The sequence below is a fragment of the Bacillus sp. 2B09 genome (assembly GCF_003946835.1).
GTDB classification, from domain to species: Bacteria; Bacillota; Bacilli; order Bacillales; family Bacillaceae; genus Bacillus; species Bacillus altitudinis.
The window spans coordinates 17,691-42,461 of sequence record NZ_RPSG01000001.1 but is presented as its reverse complement, the minus strand read 5'-3'; the positions used below and the strand labels follow the sequence as shown (position 1 = coordinate 42,461).

At 43.3% G+C, this 24,771-nt stretch carries 21 protein-coding genes; 4 read left to right on the top strand and 17 right to left on the bottom strand.

Features of this window, described 5'->3' with window-relative positions; genetic code table 11:
• Positions 1 to 7: 7 nt before the first annotated feature.
• From EBQ12_RS00195 to EBQ12_RS00175, 5 genes are all read right to left on the bottom strand, one after another.
• Positions 8 to 877 carry a class II fructose-bisphosphate aldolase gene (locus EBQ12_RS00195; RefSeq protein ID WP_125588743.1) on the bottom strand — a complete coding sequence of 290 codons (870 nt, stop codon included), beginning with the start codon at positions 875 to 877 and terminating at the stop codon, positions 8 to 10.
• A 2-nt stretch (positions 878 to 879) separates the two neighbouring features.
• Positions 880 to 1,338 (bottom strand): PTS sugar transporter subunit IIA, encoded by a 459-nt coding sequence (locus EBQ12_RS00190; RefSeq protein WP_017359532.1) that lies wholly within the window; start codon positions 1,336 to 1,338, stop codon positions 880 to 882.
• A gap of 15 nt (positions 1,339 to 1,353) precedes the next feature.
• Positions 1,354 to 2,769, bottom strand: a complete 1,416-nt coding sequence (locus tag EBQ12_RS00185) for a PTS fructose transporter subunit IIC (protein WP_125588741.1) — start codon at positions 2,767 to 2,769, stop codon at positions 1,354 to 1,356.
• A 12-nt stretch (positions 2,770 to 2,781) separates the two neighbouring features.
• Positions 2,782 to 3,696 carry a 1-phosphofructokinase gene (gene pfkB / locus EBQ12_RS00180; RefSeq protein ID WP_058213702.1) on the bottom strand — a complete coding sequence of 305 codons (915 nt, stop codon included), beginning with the start codon at positions 3,694 to 3,696 and terminating at the stop codon, positions 2,782 to 2,784.
• Between the two features lie 130 nt (positions 3,697 to 3,826).
• On the bottom strand, positions 3,827 to 4,603 hold the full coding sequence (locus tag EBQ12_RS00175; RefSeq protein WP_125588740.1) for a MurR/RpiR family transcriptional regulator: 777 nt from the start codon (positions 4,601 to 4,603) through the stop codon (positions 3,827 to 3,829).
• A 160-nt stretch (positions 4,604 to 4,763) separates the two neighbouring features.
• Between EBQ12_RS00175 and EBQ12_RS00170 the strand changes: the two genes are divergently transcribed.
• Positions 4,764 to 6,170: a phospholipase D-like domain-containing protein gene (locus tag EBQ12_RS00170; RefSeq protein ID WP_125588738.1), complete on the top strand. Its 1,407-nt coding sequence runs from the start codon at positions 4,764 to 4,766 to the stop codon at positions 6,168 to 6,170.
• A gap of 12 nt (positions 6,171 to 6,182) precedes the next feature.
• On the opposite strand, the gene EBQ12_RS00165 is transcribed toward EBQ12_RS00170, so the two are convergent.
• The 3 genes from EBQ12_RS00165 to EBQ12_RS00155 are packed head-to-tail and all read right to left on the bottom strand — an operon-like array spanning position 6,183 to position 7,815.
• Positions 6,183 to 6,668 (bottom strand): DMT family transporter, encoded by a 486-nt coding sequence (locus EBQ12_RS00165; protein ID WP_024718278.1) that lies wholly within the window; start codon positions 6,666 to 6,668, stop codon positions 6,183 to 6,185.
• Between the two features lie 21 nt (positions 6,669 to 6,689).
• Positions 6,690 to 7,376, bottom strand: a complete 687-nt coding sequence (locus EBQ12_RS00160; protein ID WP_125588736.1) for a Crp/Fnr family transcriptional regulator — start codon at positions 7,374 to 7,376, stop codon at positions 6,690 to 6,692.
• 13 nt (positions 7,377 to 7,389) lie between these two features.
• Positions 7,390 to 7,815 (bottom strand): DMT family transporter, encoded by a 426-nt coding sequence (locus EBQ12_RS00155; protein ID WP_017367379.1) that lies wholly within the window; start codon positions 7,813 to 7,815, stop codon positions 7,390 to 7,392.
• Between the two features lie 212 nt (positions 7,816 to 8,027).
• Between EBQ12_RS00155 and EBQ12_RS00150 the strand changes: the two genes are divergently transcribed.
• From EBQ12_RS00150 to cysI, 3 genes are all read left to right on the top strand, one after another.
• Positions 8,028 to 9,455 carry an aldehyde dehydrogenase family protein gene (locus EBQ12_RS00150; protein WP_125588734.1) on the top strand — a complete coding sequence of 476 codons (1,428 nt, stop codon included), beginning with the start codon at positions 8,028 to 8,030 and terminating at the stop codon, positions 9,453 to 9,455.
• A 213-nt stretch (positions 9,456 to 9,668) separates the two neighbouring features.
• A complete protein-coding gene (locus EBQ12_RS00145) occupies positions 9,669 to 11,480 on the top strand; it encodes an assimilatory sulfite reductase (NADPH) flavoprotein subunit (protein WP_046343701.1) in 1,812 nt (603 codons plus the stop codon).
• A 33-nt stretch (positions 11,481 to 11,513) separates the two neighbouring features.
• The gene (gene cysI / locus EBQ12_RS00140; protein ID WP_039167852.1) at positions 11,514 to 13,232 is read left to right on the top strand and encodes an assimilatory sulfite reductase (NADPH) hemoprotein subunit; all 1,719 of its coding nucleotides are present in this window, start codon (positions 11,514 to 11,516) and stop codon (positions 13,230 to 13,232) included.
• A gap of 223 nt (positions 13,233 to 13,455) precedes the next feature.
• Here cysI and EBQ12_RS00135 read toward each other — a convergent pair whose 3' ends face one another.
• The 9 genes from EBQ12_RS00135 to EBQ12_RS00095 all read right to left on the bottom strand — a co-directional run bounded on the left by EBQ12_RS00135 (position 13,456) and on the right by EBQ12_RS00095 (position 24,750).
• Positions 13,456 to 15,390, bottom strand: coding sequence for an AMP-binding protein (locus tag EBQ12_RS00135; protein ID WP_125588732.1), 1,935 nt, complete (start codon positions 15,388 to 15,390; stop codon positions 13,456 to 13,458).
• 14 nt (positions 15,391 to 15,404) lie between these two features.
• A complete protein-coding gene (locus EBQ12_RS00130) occupies positions 15,405 to 16,928 on the bottom strand; it encodes an acyl-CoA carboxylase subunit beta (protein WP_125588730.1) in 1,524 nt (507 codons plus the stop codon).
• 18 nt (positions 16,929 to 16,946) lie between these two features.
• Positions 16,947 to 17,729: an enoyl-CoA hydratase gene (locus tag EBQ12_RS00125; protein ID WP_125588729.1), complete on the bottom strand. Its 783-nt coding sequence runs from the start codon at positions 17,727 to 17,729 to the stop codon at positions 16,947 to 16,949.
• Between the two features lie 15 nt (positions 17,730 to 17,744).
• Positions 17,745 to 18,650 (bottom strand): hydroxymethylglutaryl-CoA lyase, encoded by a 906-nt coding sequence (locus EBQ12_RS00120; protein WP_125588727.1) that lies wholly within the window; start codon positions 18,648 to 18,650, stop codon positions 17,745 to 17,747.
• A 12-nt stretch (positions 18,651 to 18,662) separates the two neighbouring features.
• A complete protein-coding gene (locus EBQ12_RS00115) occupies positions 18,663 to 18,878 on the bottom strand; it encodes an acetyl-CoA carboxylase biotin carboxyl carrier protein subunit (RefSeq protein ID WP_008346646.1) in 216 nt (71 codons plus the stop codon).
• Positions 18,875 to 20,224 carry an acetyl-CoA carboxylase biotin carboxylase subunit gene (locus EBQ12_RS00110; RefSeq protein ID WP_046527657.1) on the bottom strand — a complete coding sequence of 450 codons (1,350 nt, stop codon included), beginning with the start codon at positions 20,222 to 20,224 and terminating at the stop codon, positions 18,875 to 18,877. Before EBQ12_RS00110 ends, EBQ12_RS00115 begins: the two co-directional genes overlap by 4 nt.
• 8 nt (positions 20,225 to 20,232) lie before the next feature.
• Entirely contained in the window at positions 20,233 to 21,870 is a 1,638-nt protein-coding gene (locus EBQ12_RS00105) for an AMP-binding protein (protein ID WP_125588725.1), read from the bottom strand.
• Positions 21,871 to 21,912: 42 nt separating this feature from the next.
• Positions 21,913 to 23,055: an acyl-CoA dehydrogenase family protein gene (locus EBQ12_RS00100; RefSeq protein WP_035704424.1), complete on the bottom strand. Its 1,143-nt coding sequence runs from the start codon at positions 23,053 to 23,055 to the stop codon at positions 21,913 to 21,915.
• A 159-nt stretch (positions 23,056 to 23,214) separates the two neighbouring features.
• Positions 23,215 to 24,750, bottom strand: coding sequence for a glycoside hydrolase family 10-like protein (locus EBQ12_RS00095; RefSeq protein ID WP_125588723.1), 1,536 nt, complete (start codon positions 24,748 to 24,750; stop codon positions 23,215 to 23,217).
• Positions 24,751 to 24,771 lie beyond the last annotated feature (21 nt).

The following is a 24,771-nucleotide window of genomic DNA, read 5'->3' as shown; positions in this document are numbered from 1 at the left end:
TTTCATCTTATTGATATAAAAGTTGGGCTTTTCCTTCACTGCCAACGATCTTTATTTTAGATGTGACCATGTCTTTGGCTGCTTGTTTTGCTTTTTGTAAATACATACGCGGATCTAAACTTTCAGGTTCGTTTGAGAAATGATCACGAATCGCTTCAGAGTATGCATTTTTCAGTTCAGTGGACACATTGACCTTTGCCATACCGAGTGCGACACATCTTTTGACATCTTCATCTGGTACAGCTGAACCACCATGAAGGACAAGCGGCACATCGACAAGCGCTGCAATTTGTTCAATGCGGTCAAAGTCGATATCCGGCACCCCTTTATAGATGCCGTGGGCCGTGCCGATCGCAGGTGCTAAAGTAGGTACACTAGTTTCTTCTACAAATTGATGGCATTCAGATGGAATGGCTTTTTCAGCATCTTTTTCATCCACGACAATATCATCTTCTACCCCGCCTACCTTGCCTAACTCGGCTTCCACATTCACTCCTACTTTTAAGGCAAGGTCCACCACTTCTTTTGTGCGGCGTACATTTTCTTCATATGAATGCATGGAAGCATCGATCATCACAGATGTATATCCTGCTCGTATACAAGTAAGAATCACATCAAAATCAGTGCAATGATCGAGATGAAGGCCGATTGGGATTTGGTATTGATCCGCTGCCGCCTTTACTGTATCTGCAATGGCTTTTGCGCCAAGCGATTGGACCGTGCCAACCGTTGTTTGCAAAATGACAGGTGATTTTAATTCAGCTGCCGTTTCGAGTACCCAGTAAATACTATCAAAGGAATGTACATTGAATGCGACAATTCCGTATTTTTCTTTTTTTGCTGCTTCAAGCATAGGTGTTGTGGAAAGTAAAGGCATGGTCAAACATCCTCTCTCGTCAAAATATCTGTTTTTAATACAGCGAGCATTTCTTCATTTGTTCTTGTTTCGAGCAGTTTTTGCCGTTTCATTTCATCCATTAATCCGCGTGAAAGAGCAGAAAGTGCTTGTAAGTGAGTGGTTCCTGCTTCACTTTTTGGAATGAGCAAGGATAAGAAGAAAAAGCAAGGCTTCCCATCAAAAGCGTCCCATTCAATTCCGGTTTCTGTACGGACGATGACGAGTGCCGGTACTTGAATGGCGTCTGACTGTGTATGCGGAATGGCAAATCCATCTTGAAAGCCGGTTGTACTCAGAGCTTCTCTTTCAGCTAGTCCTTTTTTGACAGCCTCAGGAGATGTGCAAATCCCTGCTTCAGAGGCAATGTCAGCTATGGCTGCAAAAACGCCAGCCTGTGAAGAAGCTGTTTCATGTAGATTCATATAAATATGTTCCATCATTTCTCTTCCTCCCTATTAAACTGCGGGTTTGTCTATTTTCTTGCGGTAAAGTCCGTATAGAATCGCACCTACAAGTGAGCCGATGAGTATGGAAAGCACCCACTGAAATGCGCCTGTGACGACTGGAAGGACAAGGAATCCACCGTGCGGAGCAGGAACCTGTACGCCAAAGAGATACGTCAATATAGCAGAGATGGCGGAACCAAACATGATAATTGGCAGGACAACGACTGGGTTTTTTGCTGCAAATGGAATGGCTCCTTCGGTAATATGAGTCGCTCCGAGAATATAGTTGATCATCCCAGCATTTCGTTCCTGTGGTGTGAAATGTTTTCGGAAAATCGTTGTGGCAATCGCAATGATAAGCGGCGGTGTGATACATGCTGCTGACACCCCTGCCATGAAGTAAAGGTTACCTTCTGCGAGTAAAGCCGTTCCTGTGACATAGGCTGCTTTGTTAAAAGGTCCTCCCATATCAAATCCACACATGGCTCCAACAATTAAACCTAAAAGCAATGGATTGGTGGATTGAACTGATGAGAGAAAATCCATTAATGAATGATTTAGCGCTGTAATTGGAACTAATAGCGGGGTCATGACAGCCCCGATTAAGAAAATACCAATGACAGGATAGATGAAAATTGATTTTAATCCGTCAAGTGATGCTGGTAATTTTTGAAGCAGGAATTGAAGAAGTACGATGATATACCCTGCTGCAAAACCTGCGATAATACCACCTAAGAATCCAGCGCCTCCATCGTTTGCAAGCAAGCCACCGATAAATCCGACAACCATCCCTGGGCGTTTGGCGATTGAATCAGCGATAAATGCTGCTAAAATAGGCACCATTAAGCTAAAGCCGAGTCCGCCAATGTTTTTCAAGTAGGCAGCGAACGGATGATACGTTTCATGCTGAGGGTCAGCTGAGTAAATACCGAATAGAAAAGATAAAGCGATTAAGACACCGCCCCCAACAACAAATGGAAGCATGTGTGATACACCGTTCATTAAATGTTTGTAGATGGTGTGTATCCACTTATTCGCTGACTTTTGTTGAGCTGATGAAGGCGCAGATGGTTTTTCTGTTCCAGAAGCTCTTCCTTTCACTTGATGAACGGGGGCTTCTCCATTGATAATGCCTTGAATCAGTTCGTTTGGTGTGCGAATACCCTTTGCTACAGGTACTTCAATGAGTGGTTTGCCGTGAAAACGATCTGTATTCACATCTTTGTCAGCAGCGACAATGACACCATAGGCCTCCAAAATGTCTTGATCCGTTAAAGCGTTTTCAATTCCTACTTGACCATGCGTTTCAACTTTGATGTCGACCCCTAATTGCTCAGCTGCGATTTTTAATGCCTCAGCTGCCATAAATGTGTGCGCAATGCCTGTTGGACAGCCAGTGGCAGCGACAATTTTCTTGCGGCTCATGTGAACTCCCCCTTATATGTTCTGAATGTGTATTTGCTCAATTAATGAATCAATGTCATGTAAATCACTTAACCCTTTTGAAAAGGCGGTAGATGCCCCTGTTGCAATGCCGTAGCGTAAGCATACTTCATGAGGTTGTCCTTCCAGCTGTTTACTTAGGAATGCAGCGAGCATGGCATCACCAGAACAAGCCGTGTTTACGACCGTTCCTATTGGTGCATTTCCTTTTAATACGGCTTCGTTTGTAAGGAATAGTGCACCTTCTCCTCCTCGGGAAATGAGTACTTGCTCTGCACCCATCTCGATCAGCTTTTGTCCTGATTCAATGAGTTCTGTTTCTGATAAACGGTGAGTTTTTCCAAAAAATGCGGCCATTTCTTCTTCATTTGGTTTTAGTAAATATGGTTTGTACTGAAGAGTCTCTAAAACCGCTTTAGAGCTTGTGTCTAATATAAATTTCACGTTGTTTTGATGACAAATAGCGGCTATCTCTGAGAAAATGCTAGCAGGGACGCCTTTAGGCAAACTGCCTGACATAATGAAGATGCTGCCTTTTGGAATGGTCGAGATTTTTTCGCGAAAGGCATCAAGCGCTTTTGCCTCAATAGCAGGTCCTTGATTCACAAGCTTGTATTCTTCTGTTGTGTTAATAAATACATTAATGCGTGTAATCCCATCCACTGGGATAAAATCGGTTTGAATGGAAAGATCTTTTAACGATTGTTCAATATATGAACCTGAAAACCCAGCAATAAATCCTAATGCAGTGCTGGTGAAGCCATATTTCTTTAGCATAATGGAGACATTAACACCTTTTCCATTTGGCTGATAATCCTCATCTTCCGTGCGGTTGACTGTATCTGCCCGCATTTCTTTTAATGCAATATATAGGTCAATAGCAGGATTTAAGGTGCAGGTATAAATCAATTGGTTTCACCTTCTTTCTTTTCTCTAAAGAAAGTATCTCATACGATTCAGTGAAAATGTTTTCAGATTGTGTAAAGGTTTTCACGGTAAAAAGCCTCCCATCATAAAGTGTGGAAGGCTTTTTGAGTGTTTATTTCATCCGAATCACATAGGCGTCTAGTAAAATGCGGGCAATGACATGAAGCGACAGGCGAGACCTGACTTCATAATCTGGGAAGAATGATTGTTCCCCTTTATATCCGACGAGTGTCATATCTGATATTTTACTTAATGTAGAATCAATTCTCGTTGTGACCGTAATGGTCGTGACTTGCTTCATAATGAGGTTTTGGCAGGCTTCTACTAGTTCAGACGTTTCTCCATTTAATGAAACAAAGATGGCAAGTTCGTTTTTATCAATGTCACGCGATTTGAGCCGAATGATATTCGGGTCGTCATGAACTTCACATGTTTTCCCGATGAGCTGCAATTTGATGGTCATCTCTTTGGCGATCATCTCTGAAAAGCCTCTGCCAAAAATATAAATTTTGTCCGCATCGTGGATTTTTTGAACTGCATCCTCAATTTGCCCAATACTTTGCAGTTGAATCGTCTTTAAGACCTCTTCTTCATTTTTTCGAATGGCTAGTTTGATGTCTTCGTCAATATTTTTTAGTTGATCACTATCATCTGTCATTTTCTTTTCTTGTTTCAATCGATATTTAAAGGATGTATAGCCGTTGTATCCGATTTTCTTCATCAGTCTGACAATGGTCGCCGTCGACACGTTGGCTCTTTCACTTAATGTGACGATGGATAAGGTGGAGATATCCTCTAAATGCTGGTGAATATAATGCAGTAAATAACGTTCTGTTTCACTTAACGTTTGATACACATCACTTGGTATATTAAATAATGGTTCATTCAATGCGATTCCCCCTTACTCATTTCATACTATAATTAAATGCCCTATGAAAACAAGATGATTCTTTTATCCTGTATTTTTTATTAGAAAGCTGGATGAGTGAAATTTTGTTTTTAACATAAGCTAAGAAAAAGAACGGTTTGTGTGAAAGGAGTTGATCACTGTGCTTCAATTCTTGTTTTTTCTGATCCTTTTATATGTGGTGTATGTATTTTTGACCGCATTTGTCTTGTTTTATTTACCGTTTCAAAAAACATGTAAAGAACATTGCATCTATAAAGCTTCTTCCATCTCAGGAGACGACCAAGGCATAAATCAAGTCATGCTGCTTGATGACGGATTTGAATCGGGTCAAGTGAGAGTTCAAATGATTCGCGAGGCTAAAAAGAACATTCGTTTGAGTTATTATTCCATTCAAAAAGGAAAAACCGCCGAATGGGTGCTTGGTGCTTTAATGGAAGCGGCTGATCGAGGAGTAAAAGTTCAGCTGTTGTTAGATGGCATTTGCCATAGCCTGCGTGGACCGCTAAAGCATTTGCGTTATGCTGTGGCGAATCACCCGAATATGGCCATTCGTTTTTATGAGCCTTTTCGTTTGTTCAAGCCATGGACGTGGCATAACCGCCTTCACGATAAGCTTCTTTTGGCAGATGGCAGGGTCGCTGTCATGGGCGGCAGAAATATTGGTGATAAATACTTTGCAGATCAGCCGCCGAAAGACTTTGCATATGACCGAGATGTGCTGCTTTACAATGCCAAAAAGGGAAAAGTATTAGATGAAATGGAACAGTATTTCGTTTATTTGTGGAATCATGATTTTACGAAAAGAACGAAAGATGTATTTTCCAAGGCAAAAGCGAAAAAAGGAAAAAAGCTAAGAAAACAGCTACTTCGATCTTATCAGGAAGCCATTCGTACAAAAGAACCCTTTGTCATGTCCACATATGATTGGGCAAAAGACGCCATTCGTGCAAAACAGATTGCATTTTTCACAAATCCAGTGGAACGCTTAAATAAACGTCCGCTCGTCTTGAAAAAGTTAAACGATCTCGCACAGCGGTCAAAGCGTTCGGTTCTGATCCAGACGCCTTATGTCATACCGACACGGCCAATGAAAGACGGACTCACGCCATTACCAAGTGATATTCAAACGACGATCGTGACGAATTCCCTTACAGCGACACCAAACCCTTTAGCATTTGCAGGATATTTAAGCACGAAAAAGGAATTGATGAAAACAGGTGTTCATTTGTATGAATATCAAGGTCCGTATTCAATTCACGCCAAATCAATGGTCATTGATGATAACTTAAGTATTATTGGAACATATAATCTAGATGCAAGATCCAGCTTTTTAAATACTGAATCGATTTTGGTGATTGATAGTGCACCATTTGCGTTATCTCTTACGGAAGCAATCGAACGAAAAATCGCTTATAGTGTTCTCGTAGCGAAAGATCGGACAGCATATAAAGCAAGCGACTACGGACAGAAAAAAAAGCCTTTCATGAAAAGGCTCCTTTTAACTGGTTTATCTACCATAACGGTTTTATGGCGGCGGTTGATTTAAATAAAAGGGCAGCTACTTTTGTGGCAGCCCTTTTTCTCTTGACTGCTCCTCTTCTACTGGTTCAAGCTTGGTTAACTTAAATACGAGGATTCCTGCCACAATGACAAGTACACCTAATAATTTTGTAAAAGAAAATGTTACTTTTTCTAACCCAAGCCAGCCAAGCGAATCAAATAGAAGCGCACAACCTAGCTGGGAGGTGAGAACAATCGAGATTCCATAAGTGGGACCGAGACGTTTGATGCTCTGAACAAGACAGATGACAACGCCTACCCCGATGGCTCCGCTTATCCAGTACCAGGCTTCCATATGCCTTAATTGAAACATGCCGGTTCCTTCTAACAAAAGACCCATCAAAAGTGAAGCGATAAAGCCCATTCCTAGAACTAGCGTCGTTGTTGACCAAGAGCCTGTATGCTCATTGACTTTACTATTAAAAATGGTTTGTAAGCTGACAAGTGCCCCAGCAGTGACAGCTAATATTATTCCTATGATCATATAAAAGTCCTTTCGTTTCTTCTATTCATAAATGTTGTGTTCTGCTATTTCTAAAAGCCCTTTTTGATCACAAATCGTAATCTTTCCTCTTCGCCTTTCAATCAGCCCTTTTTCTTGGAACTGCTGAATGACCCGATTAATATGGCGGTAGCTTGTTCCAATTAAGCTCGCTGCATCCGTGAGGCGAAGCGGCCGTGCACGCGCGTCATCATCACCTGTTAAAACAGACAATAAATAGCTTGCAAGCCTGACCTCTACAGGGTATAAAAGGTGGAAGCTTAAATCATTTGATTTTGTATAAAATTTGTTTGTGATGCCCTTGAGCAAAAAGGTTAAAACTCGAGGATCGTCCTTTGCATGCCGCATGAGGGCTTGATGAGAAATCCTCAGCATATGTACTTCTGTAACGGCTTCAACTGTATTGACCATATCTGTCTGCTGAACGTATTCAATATCTCCAATCGCTTCAAGAGGGTTTTTAAAGCAAAGAATAAACGTTTTTCCTTCCTTTGTGGTGGTGAAAATCTTTAATTTTCCTTTCACCAGCAAGTACATATACTCCCTTTTATCCCCTTTTGAACAAATCAGCTCACCTTGCTGATAGCGCCACAAGCTCACATGTGAGATGAGTTTTTGATGAAAAACATTCTGTAATTGATGCGTCTTCATATAAGAGGAAAAAAGAGATTCATCATGCAGCTCCTCCATCTGATGCCCTCCTTTATAGTTTTAAGATGATGACGCCTGCAATCATTAAAAGGATGCCTGCATAATGAGGCCATTTCATTTTTTTCTTCTGAACACCAAACCATCCTTTTGCATCAATGGCAAAGGTAAACGCAAGCTGAGCGATGAGTAGAGCAGCGATGGTGAGTGTCACACCAATGATTTGAATGGCAGTGACCTCATTAAAAATAATAATGGCTGCAAATGCACCCCCAATTAAATAAAGAGTCTGCACTTTTTTGTATTCCTTAAAGTGGCCATCCCGTACGATGAGTAAAATGACGAGAGAGATGATAAACCCTGTCAGCTGCGTGATCGTTGCCGCCTGCCACGTCCCGATATCTTGACTAATTCTGGCGTTGGCCACACCTTGCAGTGTAATACAAGCGCCTCCTAATAATGCGAAAATAACACCTTTCATTCGTTCAAAAGCTCCTTCTTTTTTCAGTCTAGTTCCATTAAATGATAGATGCCCTCATGTTGAAAAGGACATATGTCCCACTTTGCGTATTATATCAGAAACTTTTTCTCATGCAGTTTCTCTGTTTTAGATTTTTCACAGTGGGTACAGTTTTATATCAGCTGAAAACAGAATATTGGATTGAATCACACATAAAAAGGAGACATGTCAGAATGAGAAATCAAGAGAAACACTTTATTAATGGAGAATGGGTCGCATCAACAGGAAACGAAACGACGGAGGTCATTAACCCTGCGACAGAGGAAGTCATTGGCACCATTAGTTTAGGAACGAAAGAAGATTTAGATAAGGCAGTCAAAGCAGCTCGAGCCGCCTTCCCTTCTTTCTCAAAAACATCTCGAAATGAACGAGTAGAAATGCTGGAAAACATTGTGCGCGGGTACGAAAAACGCAAGGATGAACTTGTAGAAGTGATGACAAAAGAGCTTGGTGCACCGCTGAAAGTGTCCGAAGAAGTTCATTACAAAATGGGTTATGAACATTTTTCTAAAGCAGCGGAAGCACTAAAATCTTATACATTTACCGAAGACCGCGGTGGACATACGATTATAAAAGAAGCGATTGGTGTCAGTGGATTAATTACACCGTGGAACTTCCCGACGAATCAGACATCTCTTAAAATTGCGGGTGCCATTGCGGCAGGTTCACCAGTTGTCTTAAAGCCAGCGGAAATTACCCCTTTTGCTGCGATGATTCTTGCAGAAATTATTGATGAAGCAGGTGTACCGAAAGGAGTCTTCAACTTAATAAACGGAACGGGTGACGTGATTGGTGACGGCATTAGCTCACACCCTGATATTGACTTCGTTTCATTTACAGGATCAGGTGCCGTCGGCTCTAAAATTATGGAAAACGCAGCGGACAATGTGAAGAAAGTAGCACTTGAGCTTGGCGGAAAATCCCCTCTTATCGTCTTAGACGATGCAGATGTGGACGAAGCAGCAGAAACAGCCATTCATCATATTGCGATGAATACAGGTCAAGTGTGTTCTGCAGCTACACGTGTGCTGATCCCAGAATCAATGAAAGGCAAGTTTGAAAAAGCGCTGCTGAACGCCCTGCCGAAGTTTACAGTTGGTGATCCGAGAGAAGATCACGCTACTGGCCCGCTTGTTTCTAAAAAGCAATGGGATACGGTGCAATCTTATATTGAAAAAGGAATCGAAGAAGGTGCTACCCTTCTTGCTGGGGGAACTGGAAAGCCAGACGGAATCGATAAAGGATATTTCGCCAAGCATACCATTTTCACCAATGTGAAAAATGATATGACCATTGCGCAAGAAGAAATCTTTGGGCCGGTCATGAGTGTGATCACGTATCAAGACCTCGATCACGCCCTTGAGATCGCCAACGATACAGTGTATGGTCTTGCTGGGTATGTTGTTGGTCAAGATGAAAAAACATTAAAATATGTCGCTGAACATATTCGTGCCGGTCAAATCACCATTAACAATGCTGAAACAGATTACTTTGCCCCATTTGGCGGTTTTAAGCAGTCTGGTATCGGAAGAGAATGGGGAGACTTCGGTATCGAAGAATATTTAGAAGTGAAAGCTGTGATGGGACTTCCAACGGCGTAAGGCAGGCGAAAAAGAGGAAAACGGTGATCCGTTTTCCTTTTTTTGTGCCCTCTCCCCTATTCATCCGTGTTTTGTCATTAGAAATCTTAATCATGACAATCAATATTATATATTTTACTTAATGGCAAACTTTCGGTAAAGTTCAAATTGAACCTATATATATAATTCCTATCGAATTAATCTATGTTTATATTCCTTGTGAGGTGGATATTGTTGCAACTTCATGTATTGAACAGTCCGTTTAGCCAGGAGCAGGCAGAGTTACTCAATCAGCTGCTTCCGACTTTAACAGAACAGCAAAAAATTTGGCTTACTGGTTATTTATCAGCACAGGCAACCCTTGCCGGCTCAGAAGTTGTCGCTCCGGCGCCTTCTGCCGCAGCATCTGTACAGCCTGTGAGCAAAGATGTGACCGTGCTTTATGGGTCGCAAACAGGCAATTCCGAAGGGTTAGCAAAAAAGACAGCCCAGCATCTTGAAGAGAAAGGCTTTCAAGTGACGCTCTCTTCTATGTCCGATTTTAAACCGAATAATCTGAAAAAAATAAACAATTTACTGGTCATTGTCAGCACACATGGCGAAGGAGATCCGCCGGATAATGCCCTTTCGTTCCATGAATATGTTCACGGCAGACGTGCGCCAAAGCTCGATCATTTAAGCTTTTCTGTCCTTTCATTAGGTGACAGCTCATACGAATTCTTCTGTCAGACAGGAAAAGAATTTGACGAACGCTTCAAAGAGCTTGGCGGCACACGTCTTTTTGACCGAGTGGACTGCGACCTTGATTATGATGAGCCGTTTTCAGAATGGCTACAAGGTGTTGCCTCCTCTTTGAGTGAAGGTGAAGCTGTATCAATTCCGCAAGAATCAGCGGGAGTCAACAATCAAGCCGTTTCTGAATATTCAAGAACGAATCCTTTTTATGCTGAAGTTCTTGAAAATATCAACCTAAATGGGCGTGGATCTAATAAAGAAACACGTCACTTAGAGCTTTCTCTTGAAGGATCAGGCCTCGTGTATGAGCCAGGTGACAGCCTTGGCATTTACCCGACAAATAATCCTGCACTTGTCGATGAACTGATTCAAACATGCGGATGGAATGCAGAAGAATCCGTCACCGTTCATAAAAACGGAGACACTCTCCCTTTAAAAGAAGCACTCACCTCGCATTTTGAGATTACGGTTTTAACAAAACCACTTCTTCAAAAGATCGCTGCACTGACAAAAAGCGAATCCTTGCATGCCCTTTTAGAAGAAGGAAACGAAGAAAAACTGAAAGAATATATCGCAGGCCGGGACCTAGTAGATGCGGCTCGTGATTTCGGTCCTTTTGAAGGAACCGCCGCAGAATTCACGTCCATTTTAAGAAAAATCCCTGCACGCCTTTATTCCATTGCAAGCAGTCTCAAAGCAAATGACGAAGAGGTTCATTTGACGATAGGGGCTGTCAGATATGATGCGCATGGCAGAGAACGCCAAGGTGTCTGTTCGATTCTATGTGCAGAGCGCCTGCAGCCAGGTGATACGTTACCTGTTTATATTCAGCACAACCAAAACTTTAAGCTTCCTCAAGATCCAGATACACCGATCATTATGGTAGGACCAGGCACAGGCATCGCCCCTTTCCGTTCATTTATGCAGGAGCGTGAGGAAATGGGTGCAAACGGAAAGTCATGGTTATTCTTCGGTGATCAGCATTTTGTGACGGATTTCTTATACCAAACGGAATGGCAAAAGTGGTTAAAAGATGGCGTCTTAACGAAAATGGACGTGGCTTTTTCAAGAGATACTGAGGAAAAAGTATATGTCCAGCACCAAATGAAGAAACAAAGCAAAGAATTATTTGAATGGCTTGAGCAAGGTGCTTACGTGTATATTTGCGGAGATGAAAAGCATATGGCGCATGATGTCCACAATACCCTTCTATCCATCATTCAAGAAGAAGGTGCGATGAGCAAAGAAAAAGCAGAAAGCTATCTTGCCAACTTACAGCAACAAAAACGCTATCAGCGTGACGTTTATTGATTTGATGCTTGAAAGAAAGGAGCTTTTACTTACATGGTGAAGACAGCATTAACAGCGCCGGATGGACCTCCGAGCGACGTAGAGGAAATCAAAGAAAAAAGTGATTATTTACGGGGTACGTTAAAAGAAGTGATGCTTGATCCGATCTCAGCGGGAATTCCGGATGATGACAACCGACTGATGAAGCATCACGGCAGCTACTTACAAGATGATCGTGATCTGAGAAATGAACGACAAAAACAAAAGCTTGAGCCTGCCTATCAATTTATGTTGCGTGTCCGTCTGCCTGGCGGAATCGCCACATCTAAGCAGTGGCTTGTGATGGATGAGCTTGCTCACAAATACGGAAACGGTACGTTAAAGCTGACTACTCGTGAAACCTTTCAGCTTCACGGTATTTTAAAATGGAATATGAAAAAGACCATTCAAGACATTCATTCTACTATGCTTGATACGATCGCAGCTTGCGGCGATGTGAACCGGAATGTCATGTGTACATCGAATCCTTATCAATCTGAAGTGCATCATGACGTGTACGAGCTGGCAAAAAAATTAAGTGATGACTTACTTCCACAAACAAGAGCCTATCATGAGATTTGGCTTGATGAGGAAAAGGTAGCAGCAACACCTGACACTGAGGTTGAACCGATGTATGGTCCGCTTTATTTGCCAAGGAAATTCAAAATTGGCGTGGCCGTCCCTCCTGCTAATGACATTGATGTTTTTTCGCAGGATCTAGGCTTCATTGCCATTATAGAAAACGATCAACTGGTCGGTTTTAATGTCGCAATTGGCGGCGGAATGGGTATGACGCATGGTGATACAGCGACTTATCCGCAGCTTGCAAAGGTCATCGGCTTTTGTACACCTGAACAAGTCGTAGAAATTGCCAAACAAGTCATCACCATTCAACGTGACTACGGAAACCGTTCCGTCCGAAAAAATGCCCGCTTTAAATATACGGTGGACCGCCTTGGTCTTGAGAATGTAAAAGAAGAACTTGAGCGCCGTCTTGGGTTTACTCTTTTAGAGGCAAAGGACTATCACTTTGATCATAACGGTGACCGTTATGGCTGGGTAAAAGGCATTAATGGCAGATGGCATTATACGATGTTTGTAGAAGGCGGACGCATCACAGATTATGATGATTATCCGCTGATGACAGGCATCCGCGAAATCGCCAAAGTTCATACAGGTGACTTCCGTCTAACCGCCAATCAGAATTTAATCATTGGGAATGTGACAACTCATAAAAAGAAACAAATCGAACAGCTGATTCAAAAGTTTGGTTTATCAGACGGCCAGCAGCACTCCGCCCTGCGGCGCAGCTCAATGGCTTGTGTGTCTTTGCCAACTTGCGGCTTAGCGATGGCTGAAGCAGAGCGCTACCTTCCAAGATTAATTGATAAAATCGAAGACATCGTGGAAGAAAACGGATTAAGTGATAAAGAAATCACCATTCGAATGACTGGTTGTCCAAATGGTTGTGCTCGTCATGCGCTTGGAGAGATTGGATTTATCGGAAAATCACCTGGTAAGTATAATATGTATCTTGGTGCCGCATTTGATGGCAGCAGATTAAGTAAATTATACCGTGAAAATGTGGGTGAGGAAGACATTCTAAAAGAACTTGGCTCTATTCTCCCCCGCTATGCAAAAGAACGAGAAGAAAATGAACATTTCGGCGATTTTGTCATTCGGGCAGGGATTGTGAAAGAGACAACAGATGGAACGAATTTTCATGTGCAATAAAAATAGACAGGAACCATCCTGTCTCAGATTGTTGACAAAGGGCTAAAATGAACTTTATTTTAGCCCTTTGTCTTCTTTTCAGCGTGATAGAAAACCTTTGCAGCCCTAGGAAGGACGAGCATCGGCGCGGAGCGAATTTAACATTCGTGAGCACCGAAGCGCAGGACTGACACCGAATGCGAGGGTTTGTCTACACGCTGAGACAGGAACCATCCTGTCTTTTTTATTTTTTCTGTTTCTTATTCAAGTATTCGGTCAGACTCTTATATACATCTGGATTGTCTAATGAAGATAGATCGGGTGAAGGCTTCTCTTCATACGCCCCTTTAAGTAAACGTCGTACGATTTTTCCATTCCTTGTTTTCGGCAAAGCTGAAATGAGATGAACTTCTTTTGGTGTGAGCGCTTTACCAGCATGTGAACCAACATGGGCTGAAAGCTCTTGGATAAGGGCTGCTTCTTCAAAAGCATGCGGACTGGTCACGATGAAACAGACGAGCGCCTCCCCTTTCACCTCATCCTTTACCCCAATCACAGCGGCTTCATGCACGGCAGGATGCCATGTAAGGATGGATTCAATTTCAGCTGGCCCGATACGTTTCCCTGCTGTATTAATGACATCATCCGATCTGCCGGTGATGTGGAATTCTCCGTCCTCTGTTTGCATGACCCAATCTCCGTGTGTCCATACACCATCAAATCGTTTGAAATACGTATCTTCATAACGCTCCGGTTCGTTCCAAAAACCACATGTCATGCCGACCCATGGCTTTTTCACCACAAGCTCCCCTACTTCATTTATCACGCTTTGCCCAGCTTCATTGTATACATCTGCCGCCATTCCTAAGATCGCCGCATTAAAGAGAATCGGTTTGATGGGACGAAGCAACGTACTGCCTACAATGCCACCAGAAACCTCGGTTCCTCCTGAATAATTTAAGATGGGAATGTTCTTTTGACCAATGGTGTGAAATAACCATTGCCACGGAGCTTCATTCCACGGCTCCCCAGTAGAAATAATGGCTTTGACATGCGATAGTTCGACCCCATCAATCGTTTGCTGCATCGCAGAACGAACAAATGTAGGGGAAAGCCCAAAATGAGTGACTTTCTTCTCGTGGATGAATGACCAGAGCTGCTGCTCATCTGGATAATCGGGAGCGCCGTCATATAAAACGATGGCAGCGCCATTGATCAAGCCGCCAAAGACGAGGAATGGCCCCATCATCCAGCCCATATCAGTCAGCCAAAACAACCGGTCTCCTTTTGCCACATCCATACATAGCCCGGCATCAAAAGCTGCCTTTATGGGAAAGCCTGCGTGTGTATGAACGGCTCCCTTTGGTGTGCCGGTTGTGCCTGACGTATACAAGATCATCAGCGGGTCTTCATTTGTGACATAGGTCGCGCCGGTGATCGGCTGTTCTTTTAACAAATCATTTAGCAGGACATCGTCCTGATATCCGGTATGAGAGGAAGTGTGCACAATCACTTTTTGCACAGTTGTGGTTTTGTTGATGGCATCAGCCACACATTCCCGCATGTTGATCGTTTTCCCTCGCCGCATCATTTCATTCGCTGTGACGACAATGGATGCGCCTGACGCACGAATGCGTACAGCGAGTGGCTCGCTTCCATAGCCTGAGAAGACTGGGCTGAAAATCACACCAATCTTTGCAAAGGCAAGCATGACGGCGACCGTTTCTGGAAGCATCGGCATATAGATGATGGCTACATCCCCTTTTTGAAGTCCTTCTTTCAAAAAGCCAGCTGCAAGACGGCTCACTTTCTCTTGAAGTTCGAGAAATGACCATTTCTTTTCTTCACCGGCTTCATTGCTCCAAATGATGGCGTGCTGATGCTTCGTCTCTTCTTTTTCTGCCCATTTGTCCACAGCCGTTTCGGTGATGTTAAGTGTGCCGCCCTGATACCATTTCGGCCACATCAATGAGTGGTGACCTAATGCTGCTTCATATGGTTTTTTCCACTGAATGCCGACCGCCTTTTCCGCTTCTCTCCAAAACCAGTCTGTGCGATCAATACTGGCTTGATAGAATGAGTCATACGTAGAAAAACCAAGAGATTTCATCCACTGATGCAAACGTGTTTTTTGGCTCTGCTTTTCTTCCGGTATCCATTCTGGTTTCAGGTTGATCATGAGGTCTGCCCCCTTTAGACCGGATAGACCGGATGTTTTCGTTTCGTAAATGTCATGTCTTTCGATGAATAGGCTACTAATCTATGACAAAGTTCCGTTCTGAGACGGTCAAATGGGATGACGCCATCGACAATCATTTCAGAGGCAAGCTCATAGATATTCATATCTTCCTGGTATTCCTTCCGTTTCTCTTGTATAAATGAAGCCCTCTCTTCGGGCGGGAGTTCTGCAATTTTATTTGCATAAACGGCATTTACAGCGGCTTCTGGACCCATCACAGCGATTTGCGCCGATGGAAGAGCGAGACAGCAGTCTGGCTCAAAAGCAGGACCTGCCATTGCATATAGTCCTGCTCCGTATGCTTTACGGACGATGACGGATATTTTCGGAACGGTCGCTTCTGACATAGCGGAGATCATTTTTGCCCCATGACGAATAATGCCAGCTTGTTCCACTTTTGTTCCAATCATAAATCCTGGTATGTCCGCAAGAAAGAGCAGCGGGATATGAAAGGCATCACAGAGTTGAATAAACTTGGCGGCTTTATCAGCTGAGTCGTGGAATAATACGCCGCCTTTGACCCTTGGCTGATTGGCAATGAGACCGACAGGCTGACCGTTCATTCTGCCAAAGCCGGTGATTAACTCTGCGGCAAACAGTTTTTTGATTTCAAAAAATGACCCTTCATCAATCAGTAAATCGATGAGTTGATACATATCAAATGGGGTATTCTGGCCTTTAGGAATTAAGTCTTGGATGGTGATGTTAGATGGTTTAGGTGCTTTTGCTGCTGTCGTTTTTGGTTTTTCCATATAGTTGGCAGGCATATAGGTTAAATAATCACGTGCAATTTGAATGGCCTCTTCCTCTGTTTTGGCTAATATATCTCCGCATCCAGAAATGCTACAATGCATTTTCGCACCGCCCATTTCCTCAAGCGATACTTTTTCACCGATCACCATTTCAGCCATTCGTGGCGAGCCTAAATACATAGAGGCATTTCCTTCGACCATGACGACAATATCACAAAAAGCAGGGATATACGCACCACCGGCAGCAGAAGGACCGAATAGTAAACAAATTTGAGGAATGCGCCCAGACAGCTTGACTTGGTTATAAAAAATGCGCCCTGCTCCTCTTCTGCCTGGGAACATGGCGATTTGATCAGTGATTCTTGCACCCGCAGAATCGACTAGATACAGCATAGGACAATTGAGCTTCTCGGCCGTTTCTTGAATTCGAATGATTTTTTCTACTGTTTTGACGCCCCACGATCCTGCTTTAACCGTAGAGTCGTTTGCCATGACGCAAACAGTCTGCCCATTCATACGCCCGGTTCCTGTGACGACACCATCTGCTGGTAAATGTTCATCTTTGCACTCTGCAAACATGGCATCTTCAATGAAAGAGTCCTCATCTAATAGCAAATGAAGCCGATCACGGACAAATAATTTTCCTTTTTCTTTGTTTTTTTGATGGTAGCGTTCTGCCCCGCCCTTTTCAATTCGTTGTTTTTTTAATTCATATTCTTCGATCATGACCATTCCCCTTTCTTGCTATTTGCCTCTGTAATGAGGCGTTCGTTTTTCTTGAAAAGCCTTGAGACCTTCTAGTCGATCTTCTGTATGAATTAGCCGCAGATAAGCTTCGTATTCTTTCGTTAGACCTGTTTGTAAATCGTGATCAAGGCTGGATTGAATGGCTTGTTTTGCTTCTTTTAAAGCAATCGGTCCATTTTTGGTGATTTGTTTTGCGAGTGTGATGGCATCATTCATCAGTGAATCGGCTGTAGAGATACGTTCAATCAGTCCGATTTGAACGGCTTCTTCTGCTCGTAAAGAAGTGCCTGTGAAGATCATTTCTTTCGCTTTCCCGGTTCCGATCAGGCGCGGAAGTCTTTGTGTGCCCCCTGCTCCCGGCAGGATAGCTAGTCCTGTTTCCGGCAGGCCGAGCGCTGCACCCGCTCTTGCGATGCGGAGATCACAGGCGAGCGCGAGCTCAAGACCTCCGCCAAGTGCGTGTCCGTTTATCACGGCAATGACAGGAACGGGCAAAGATTCAATGTCTGTAAAGGTTTGCTGAATGGTCAGAACAGCTTCTTTGGCTTCTTGTTCTGTCATCAATCGCCGTTCTTTTAAGTCTGCTCCTGCGCAAAAAACTTTAGCGCCAGCTCCTGTCATGAGCAAACAGCGGATGTTTTCATCATGTTTGATTTCTTGAATCGTTTGGTTAATTTCCTCTAGCATAGCAGCTGATAGAGCATTGGCTTGTGTTGGTCTGTTTAAGGTCATGATGCCAATGTAATCATCTTGTATTGAAAAATGGACCAATGAAGTCATGTGATTCACCCTTTATCAAGTAGTGTGAGACTGAAAAGCGCGTAAACAGTGACTTGGCAGGGTTCGATCCACTTTTGCTTCAATCCATTCAGCCGCTTTGATCAAGCGAGGGAGGTCGACATTTGTTTCGATCCCGAGTTTGTGAAGCATGTGCACCACGTCTTCTGTCGCCACGTTTCCGCTGGAGCCAGGTGCATAAGGACAGCCGCCAAGCCCCCCGCTAGAGGCATCAAATATGGTGATGCCGGCTTTTAATGCTGTATAAATATTGGCAAGCCCCATTCCTTTCGTATCATGAAAATGAAGTGCGATTTTATCAGCAGGAAAGCGTTCAAGTAAAAGGTCTAACCGTCTTTCTACTTGTAGCGGATGGGCTTCCCCAATGGTATCCCCGAGTGATATTTCATCAATGCCGAAGGAGAGCAGCTGTTCCGTTAATCGCAGCACTTGGTCCATCGGCACTTGTTTTTCATAAGGACATCCAAACACAGTAGAAATATAGGCCCGCGTTTGCCGTCCTTCTGCTTTTAAATCGGTTGTCATTTGTTTGATCACAGGCAGTGTTTCCTGTATAGATCGATTCATATTCTTTTTGTTATGTGTCTCACTCGATGAGATAAACATAGCCCCTAGCTCAAGGTTTGCTTCAAAAAAATGAGCTAACCCCTTTTCATTTGGGATGAGTGCGGCATAGGTAATATCCTCTTTTTTGTTTAATGATTGGGCTAATTCTTTGGCGTCTTTTAAGGCTGGAACCCATTTCGGATGAACAAATGAGGTGACTTCAATATAAGGAAGATGGGCTTCTTCGAGTAAATGGATCCATGTTCGCTTCTCCATTGTGTCCAGCCAAACGGATTCATTTTGCAGGCCATCGCGCGGGCCGACCTCTCTAATGAGCACGTTTTTTGGTAATGCCATGCGGCTTTCCCCCTATTCTGTCAGCTCTAAAAGTACCTCTCCCTCGTCAACAAAGTCCCCCTCCGCCTTATACACTTTACTGATCACACCTGCTTCTTCTGCAACAATGGGAATCTCCATTTTCATCGATTCTAAGATGGCGACTTCCTGTCCTTTTTGCACATCATCACCCTGTTTCACAAGAAGCTTCCATAAGTTTCCGGCCATTTGTATCGTGACAGTTTTCATGAACGGTTTTCCTCCCTTTTTTTCATCAGATAATCGGTTGTGATGCTGCCATGTAAAAAGGCAGTTGATTCGGCCATTTCCTTTAAAAGCGGTACATTGGTTTTGATCCCTTCTATTTCATATGCTTGTAATGCTGCTTTTAATCGTTCTATGGCGAGTTTTCGAGTATCACCGTACACAATCATTTTCGCAATCATTGGATCGTAAAATGGGGTAATGACACTTCCGCTCGTTACGCTTGACTCATGACGGATATATGGGGCATCAGGTGTAGAAAGCCGAGTGATCGTGCCTGGCGAAGGGTAAAATGTCACAGGGTCTTCAGCGTATATTCTAACTTCAATCGCGTGCCCAATTTGATGAATATCCTCTTGGCTGAAGGACAGGGGCTCTAATGCTGCAATTTTTAGCTGCTCCTCGACAAGGTCAATCCCGGTAATTTCTTCAGTGACAGGGTGTTCTACTTGCAATCTCGTATTCATTTCTAAGAAATAAAATTGCTGGTTTTGATCGACTAAACATTCAATCGTGCCCGCATTTTCATACCCAATCGCTTTGGCAGCTTTGACGGCCATCTGTCCCATTTGCTGTCTCACAGTTTCTTCAAGACAGACGGCTGGTGCCTCTTCAACAATTTTCTGATGTCTTCTTTGGAGTGAACAATCTCTTTCAAATAAGTGAACGCCGTGACCGAACGAATCAAAAAGAACTTGAATTTCGATGTGCCGTGCGTGTTCAATCACCTTTTCCATGTACAACGTACCGTCTTGAAAGAAACTTTGTGCTCTTTTTTGATTTCCTTCAAACGCTCGATGCAGTTCTTCGTCATTGCGGACGAGCTGCATACCAATCCCACCGCCACCACTCGATGCTTTTAGCATAATGGGATAGCCGAGTGTCTGTGCTTTATGAACACCTTCGTCTGCATCATGGAGCGGGGCTGAAACACCAGGAACGATTGGAATGCCCGCTTGTTCCATCGTTTTTCTCGCTTCAATTTTATTTCCCATCTGCTGAATGACTTGTGCAGATGGGCCAATAAAGGCAATGCCTTCGCTCCGGCAGCGTTCAGCAAATGCCGCATTTTCTGATAAAAGACCATACCCTGGGTGGATAGCATCAGCATTTGTTTGTTTGGCAACTTTAATGATTGCTTCCATGTTTAAATAGCTTTCAGAAACTTTAGCACCACCGATATAATAGGCGCTGTCTGCTTCTTGCACATGAAGTGCATGCTGATCAGCCTCTGAATAAACGGCAACGGTTTTGATTCCGAGCCGTTTACATGTCCGAATCACTCTACGGGCAATTTCGCCTCGATTGGCGATCAATACTTGTTCAAACATCGCTGACTTCACTCCTTTATTAGATCAAGCGCCTGCTTTTTCAAGCGGAATTTCTGAATTTTGCCTGAGGCGGTCATTGGGTACTCATCTGTAATGAAAAAGTATTTTGGGATTTTGTAGCGTGCCATTTGCGACTGACAATAGCTCGTTAATGTCTCAATTGAGACCGACTTCCCTTGTTTCAGCCGAATGAATGCGGCTGCTTCCTCGCCGTATGTCTCGTCAGGAATACCAACGACCTGTGCGTCAAGAATGGCAGGGTGAGTGTATAGGACATCCTCAATCTCTTTTGGGTACACATTCTCTCCGCCTCTGATGATCATATCTTTGAGCCGGCCTGTGATTTTCACATAACCGTCATGATCCATCTCAGCTAAATCCCCTGTATGAAGCCATCCGTCCTCATCAATGACTTCATTTGTTGCTTCTTCGTTTTTATAATAGCCCTTCATGACATGGTAACCTCTTGTACAAAGCTCTCCTTGCTGTCCTCTTGGCACTTCTTCTGATGTCCCTGGTAAAGCAATTTTGACTTCAATTTGAGGAAGCGCACGTCCGACCGTTTGAACACGTCTTTCAAACGAATCATCGGTTCTTGTTTGGGTAATGACGGGTGAACTTTCGGTTTGACCATAGGCAATCGTGAGCTCTCTTAATCCCATTTTTTCAATGACTGCTTTCATGACGTGGGATGGGCAGAGTGAACCGGCCATAATCCCCGTTCGTAATGTGGACAGGTCATAAGAGTGGAAATTTGGATGATCGAGCTCTGCGATGAACATGGTTGGTACACCGTGAAGAACCGTGCATTTTTCTTTTTCTACTGTTTGAAGGACTCGTTCTGGATGGAATGATTCAAGTGGAATGATCGTTCCCCCTTTTGTGAGACAAGCAAGTACACCAAGAACAGAGCCAAAGCAATGAAAAAACGGCACGGGGATACACATACGGTCCTGCTCTGTTAATTTCATACAATCTGCGATCTGACTCGCATTACAGACGATGTTTGTGTGGCTGAGCATGACGCCTTTTGGATAGCCGGTTGTGCCTGAAGTGTACTGCATATTAATACCGTCATCAGGCGTGAGCTCATTCATTCGCTTCTCCCATTCATGATCTTCGGTTCTTTTGGCTGTCACTTGAAGACGATCCCAGCTGAGCATGCCGTTTGGTACATGCTGACCGATATAGATACATCTTTTTAAATAAGGAAATTGTGTGGAAGTGATTTCCTCTTGATGAGCGGTTTGAAGTTCTGGAATCAGCTCTTCAAGCATGTTGACATAGGACGTTTCTTTAAAGCCGTCTACAATAAACAACATTTTGCTGTCTGAATGCTTGAGTAAATAGGCGAGTTCCTGTGATTGAAAATTGGTATTCACAGTGACAAGAACAGCACCAATGGAGGCGCAGGCAAATTGAAGAATGAGCCATTCAGGTATATTTGGTGCCATAATGGCGATGTGATCTCCCTTTTGAACCCCTAATGCCATGAGACCTTTACCTGTTGCCTTGACCTCTTGATAAAACGCTTCGTACGAATAACGTAAAGAACGTTCTGGGTAAACAATGGCTTCATGTGCTGGGTGCTGTTCTTTTTTTTCTCTTAATAGGGAGCCAATCGTTTGCGGGTGAATCGACATCATTGCTTTCCTCCCTCATGTTTAGTAAGCGTTTTCATTAAGGTATTACGCTAACAGCTGTCTTGCGATCACGAGCCGCTGAATTTCAGAGGTTCCTTCTCCAATTTCCATCAGCTTGGCATCTCTCACAAGCCGTTCAACACCGCATTCTTTCATATAGCCTGTTCCGCCATGAATTTGGACAGCATCAAGACTTGCTTTTGTGGCCATTTCTGAAGCAAACAGTTTGGCATAGGCCGCTTCTTTTGTAAATGGTTTGCCTTGATCTTTCAGCCAAGCGGCTTTCCAGACCATTTGTCTTGCAAGCTCTATTTGCATCGCCATATCCGCCAGCTTAAACTGAATGGCCTGGAAGGATGAGAGCGTCTTTCCAAATTGCTTTCTTTCTTTTGCATAGGAAAGTGAAGCATCAAGTGCCGCTTGTGCAATTCCGACGGATAAGGCTGCAATGGAAATTCGTCCGCCGTCTAATGTATATAAAAATTGCTTGAATCCTTTCGATTTGTCTCCTAATATATGATGCGCTGGTACACGCACTTCGTCTAAAATGATTTCAGCCGTATCTGAACCACGAACCCCCATTTTGTCATATGGGTTTGTAATCGACAGTCCCTTTTGTCCTTTCTCCACAATAAAGGCGGAGATGATTGGACGTCCGTTTTCATCATGATCTGTTACAGCGGTGACAATAATCGTTCTGGCATAATTGGCATTTGTGATCCAGCACTTTTCCCCACTGATGACATATTCTTGTCCGTCTTGAATGGCTTTTGTTTTTGTTCCTTTTGCATCTGATCCAGCGTTTGGTTCTGTTAATCCGAAGGAGCCAAGCGCTGTTCCAGAGGCTAATGGAACAAGATGGTCCATCTTTTGCTCCTCCGTCCCGAAGTAATAAAGTGGACTTGCGCCTAAGGAAACTGCTGCGGCATAACTTAAACCTGTACTCGCACACTGTTTTCCAATTTCCTCGACTGCCAGTGCATACGAGATCGTATCTCCTCCAGATCCTCCATATTTCTCTGGAAAGGGTATACCCATAAAACCGAGCTCCCCCATTTTTTGAAATGTTTTTTCGGGAAATGCTGCCTGTTCATCAACTGTTTGAGCGTGTGGTGCAATTTCTGTTTTTGCAAATTCTTTGACCATCTGACGGATCATTTGCTGCTCTTTCGTTAATTCAAAATCCATTGTGCTTCCCCCTTTGGCGCTTTTCTATCATATTTATTATTGAAATAGCTGCTTCATGCCAAGCTTGATTGAATTCAGAAAATTAAAATAAAAATAGTAGAAAAATAGAGAAAGCAAAAAAGCATAAATGGAGGAAAACCCTCATTTATGCTGTCTTTGTTATTTTACTGTTTTTGTAGAAGGTTTGCTTTCATGATGAAGGCGATTGAGTGCCGTCACTTTATAGGTATAGCTCTTCTTTTGATTGGCTAAAATGTCTTTCGTTTGAGTGAAGGAACCAGTTTCTTTTCTGACCGTTTGCACAAATTCGTATGTCCCTTTATTCGACAATCGATAGACTGCATAATAGGATGCACTAGAGTGCGGATCATTTTGTATCTGTAAAACTGCACCATCCTCTGTCTTTTTCACAGATTGGATGATTGGTTTTTTTGGCGCTTTTTGATGAAGCCATGGCATCTCTGGTATGAGAGCCGGTTTGCTATAGGTTTCTTCTATTAATCGTTTCTTTACATTCAAGGGATTCCGATTGATATCTTTCAGACTAAAATGCATGCTTCCTTGTACGAGCTGTGACTGCCTGTTCAGCTCGATCTGGCGAAAATACTCCTCTGGATCAGACCAAGCAGGATCACTGTTTTGATTGATTTTATACGTCGCTTGACCAATGTACAAATGAACAGGCTGCCCCTTCACTTCATTTGACCACCATTTCGTCAGCACATCATAGGCAGCGGGCTGAAAGCCGATACTCCAATAAATTTGCGGGGTGATATAATCAATATGGTGCTGCTGTATCCATTCTCTTGTATCAGCATACAAATCATCATAATTGGTCATCCCTGCTGTTGTGTTTGAACCGGTTGGGTCATCTTTTATGTTGCGCCATACACCAAATGGGCTAATGCCGAATTTCACATACGGCTTTTCTTTCTTAATGGTGTTATTGATTTGCTTCACTAGCTCGTTCACATTATCTCTTCGCCAATCTTCTATATGTGTGAATTTCTGCCCGTAAGTTTCATACGTTTCTTGATCTGGAAATGGAACACCAGCGATTTTATTCGGGTAAAAATAATCATCCATATGCACCGCATCAATATCGTAGTTTTTCACTACTTCCTCTATCCCGTCAACAATGAAGTCCTGAGCATCAGGAATGCCTGGATTAAAGTAAAGCTGATTTCCGTAGGCGATGGTCCACTCAGGGTGTGCTTTTGCAGGATGATCGGCTGATAACCGGTTGAGATCGGTATGATTCATGGTGATTCGATAAGGGTTAAACCAAGCATGAAATTCAAGACCGCGTTTATGTGCTTCTTTTATCATAAATTCAAGTGGATCATATCCAGGGTCTTTCCCTTGTGTACCAGTCAAATATTCAGACCATGGACCGAATTTCGATGGATAAAAGGCATCTGCTGTTGGTTTAATTTGCATGATGACGGCGTTCATATTCATCGCTTTGATGTCGTCTAACAGTTGAATGAACTCTTGTTTCTGCTCATCTGCGGGCAGTCCTTTCTTTGAAGGCCAATCTAAGTTATAAACCGATGCGACCCACACTGCACGCATCTCTCTTGTGCTCTCAAGCTTCCCTTTTGGCATCGAACGAGCTAGACTGCTAGACGGAATCAATAAGAAGACACCCATGAAAACTAGTGTCAGAACCGTCATACTGATCTTTTTCAGCATGTTTTGCATCACCTCATATTA

Bases quoted from the DNA above. Each gene is read 5' to 3' on its own strand.
- EBQ12_RS00125 (WP_125588729.1), bottom strand. From the start codon at position 17,729: ATGACTTCATTGGTCCATTTTTCAATACAAGATGATTACATTGGCATC.
- cysI (WP_039167852.1), top strand. From the start codon at position 11,514: ATGGTGAAGACAGCATTAACAGCGCCGGATGGACCTCCGAGCGACGTA.
- EBQ12_RS00185 (WP_125588741.1), bottom strand. From the start codon at position 2,769: ATGAGCCGCAAGAAAATTGTCGCTGCCACTGGCTGTCCAACAGGCATT.
- EBQ12_RS00110 (WP_046527657.1), bottom strand. From the start codon at position 20,224: ATGTTTGAACAAGTATTGATCGCCAATCGAGGCGAAATTGCCCGTAGA.
- EBQ12_RS00150 (WP_125588734.1), top strand. From the start codon at position 8,028: ATGAGAAATCAAGAGAAACACTTTATTAATGGAGAATGGGTCGCATCA.
- EBQ12_RS00115 (WP_008346646.1), bottom strand. From the start codon at position 18,878: ATGAAAACTGTCACGATACAAATGGCCGGAAACTTATGGAAGCTTCTT.
- EBQ12_RS00160 (WP_125588736.1), bottom strand. From the start codon at position 7,376: ATGGAGGAGCTGCATGATGAATCTCTTTTTTCCTCTTATATGAAGACG.
- EBQ12_RS00165 (WP_024718278.1), bottom strand. From the start codon at position 6,668: ATGATCATAGGAATAATATTAGCTGTCACTGCTGGGGCACTTGTCAGC.
- EBQ12_RS00100 (WP_035704424.1), bottom strand. From the start codon at position 23,055: ATGGATTTTGAATTAACGAAAGAGCAGCAAATGATCCGTCAGATGGTC.
- EBQ12_RS00155 (WP_017367379.1), bottom strand. From the start codon at position 7,815: ATGAAAGGTGTTATTTTCGCATTATTAGGAGGCGCTTGTATTACACTG.
- EBQ12_RS00095 (WP_125588723.1), bottom strand. From the start codon at position 24,750: ATGCTGAAAAAGATCAGTATGACGGTTCTGACACTAGTTTTCATGGGT.
- EBQ12_RS00130 (WP_125588730.1), bottom strand. From the start codon at position 16,928: ATGATCGAAGAATATGAATTAAAAAAACAACGAATTGAAAAGGGCGGG.
- EBQ12_RS00135 (WP_125588732.1), bottom strand. From the start codon at position 15,390: ATGATCAACCTGAAACCAGAATGGATACCGGAAGAAAAGCAGAGCCAA.
- EBQ12_RS00120 (WP_125588727.1), bottom strand. From the start codon at position 18,650: ATGGCATTACCAAAAAACGTGCTCATTAGAGAGGTCGGCCCGCGCGAT.
- EBQ12_RS00190 (WP_017359532.1), bottom strand. From the start codon at position 1,338: ATGATGGAACATATTTATATGAATCTACATGAAACAGCTTCTTCACAG.
- EBQ12_RS00105 (WP_125588725.1), bottom strand. From the start codon at position 21,870: ATGATGTCGATTCACCCGCAAACGATTGGCTCCCTATTAAGAGAAAAA.
- EBQ12_RS00195 (WP_125588743.1), bottom strand. From the start codon at position 877: ATGCCTTTACTTTCCACAACACCTATGCTTGAAGCAGCAAAAAAAGAA.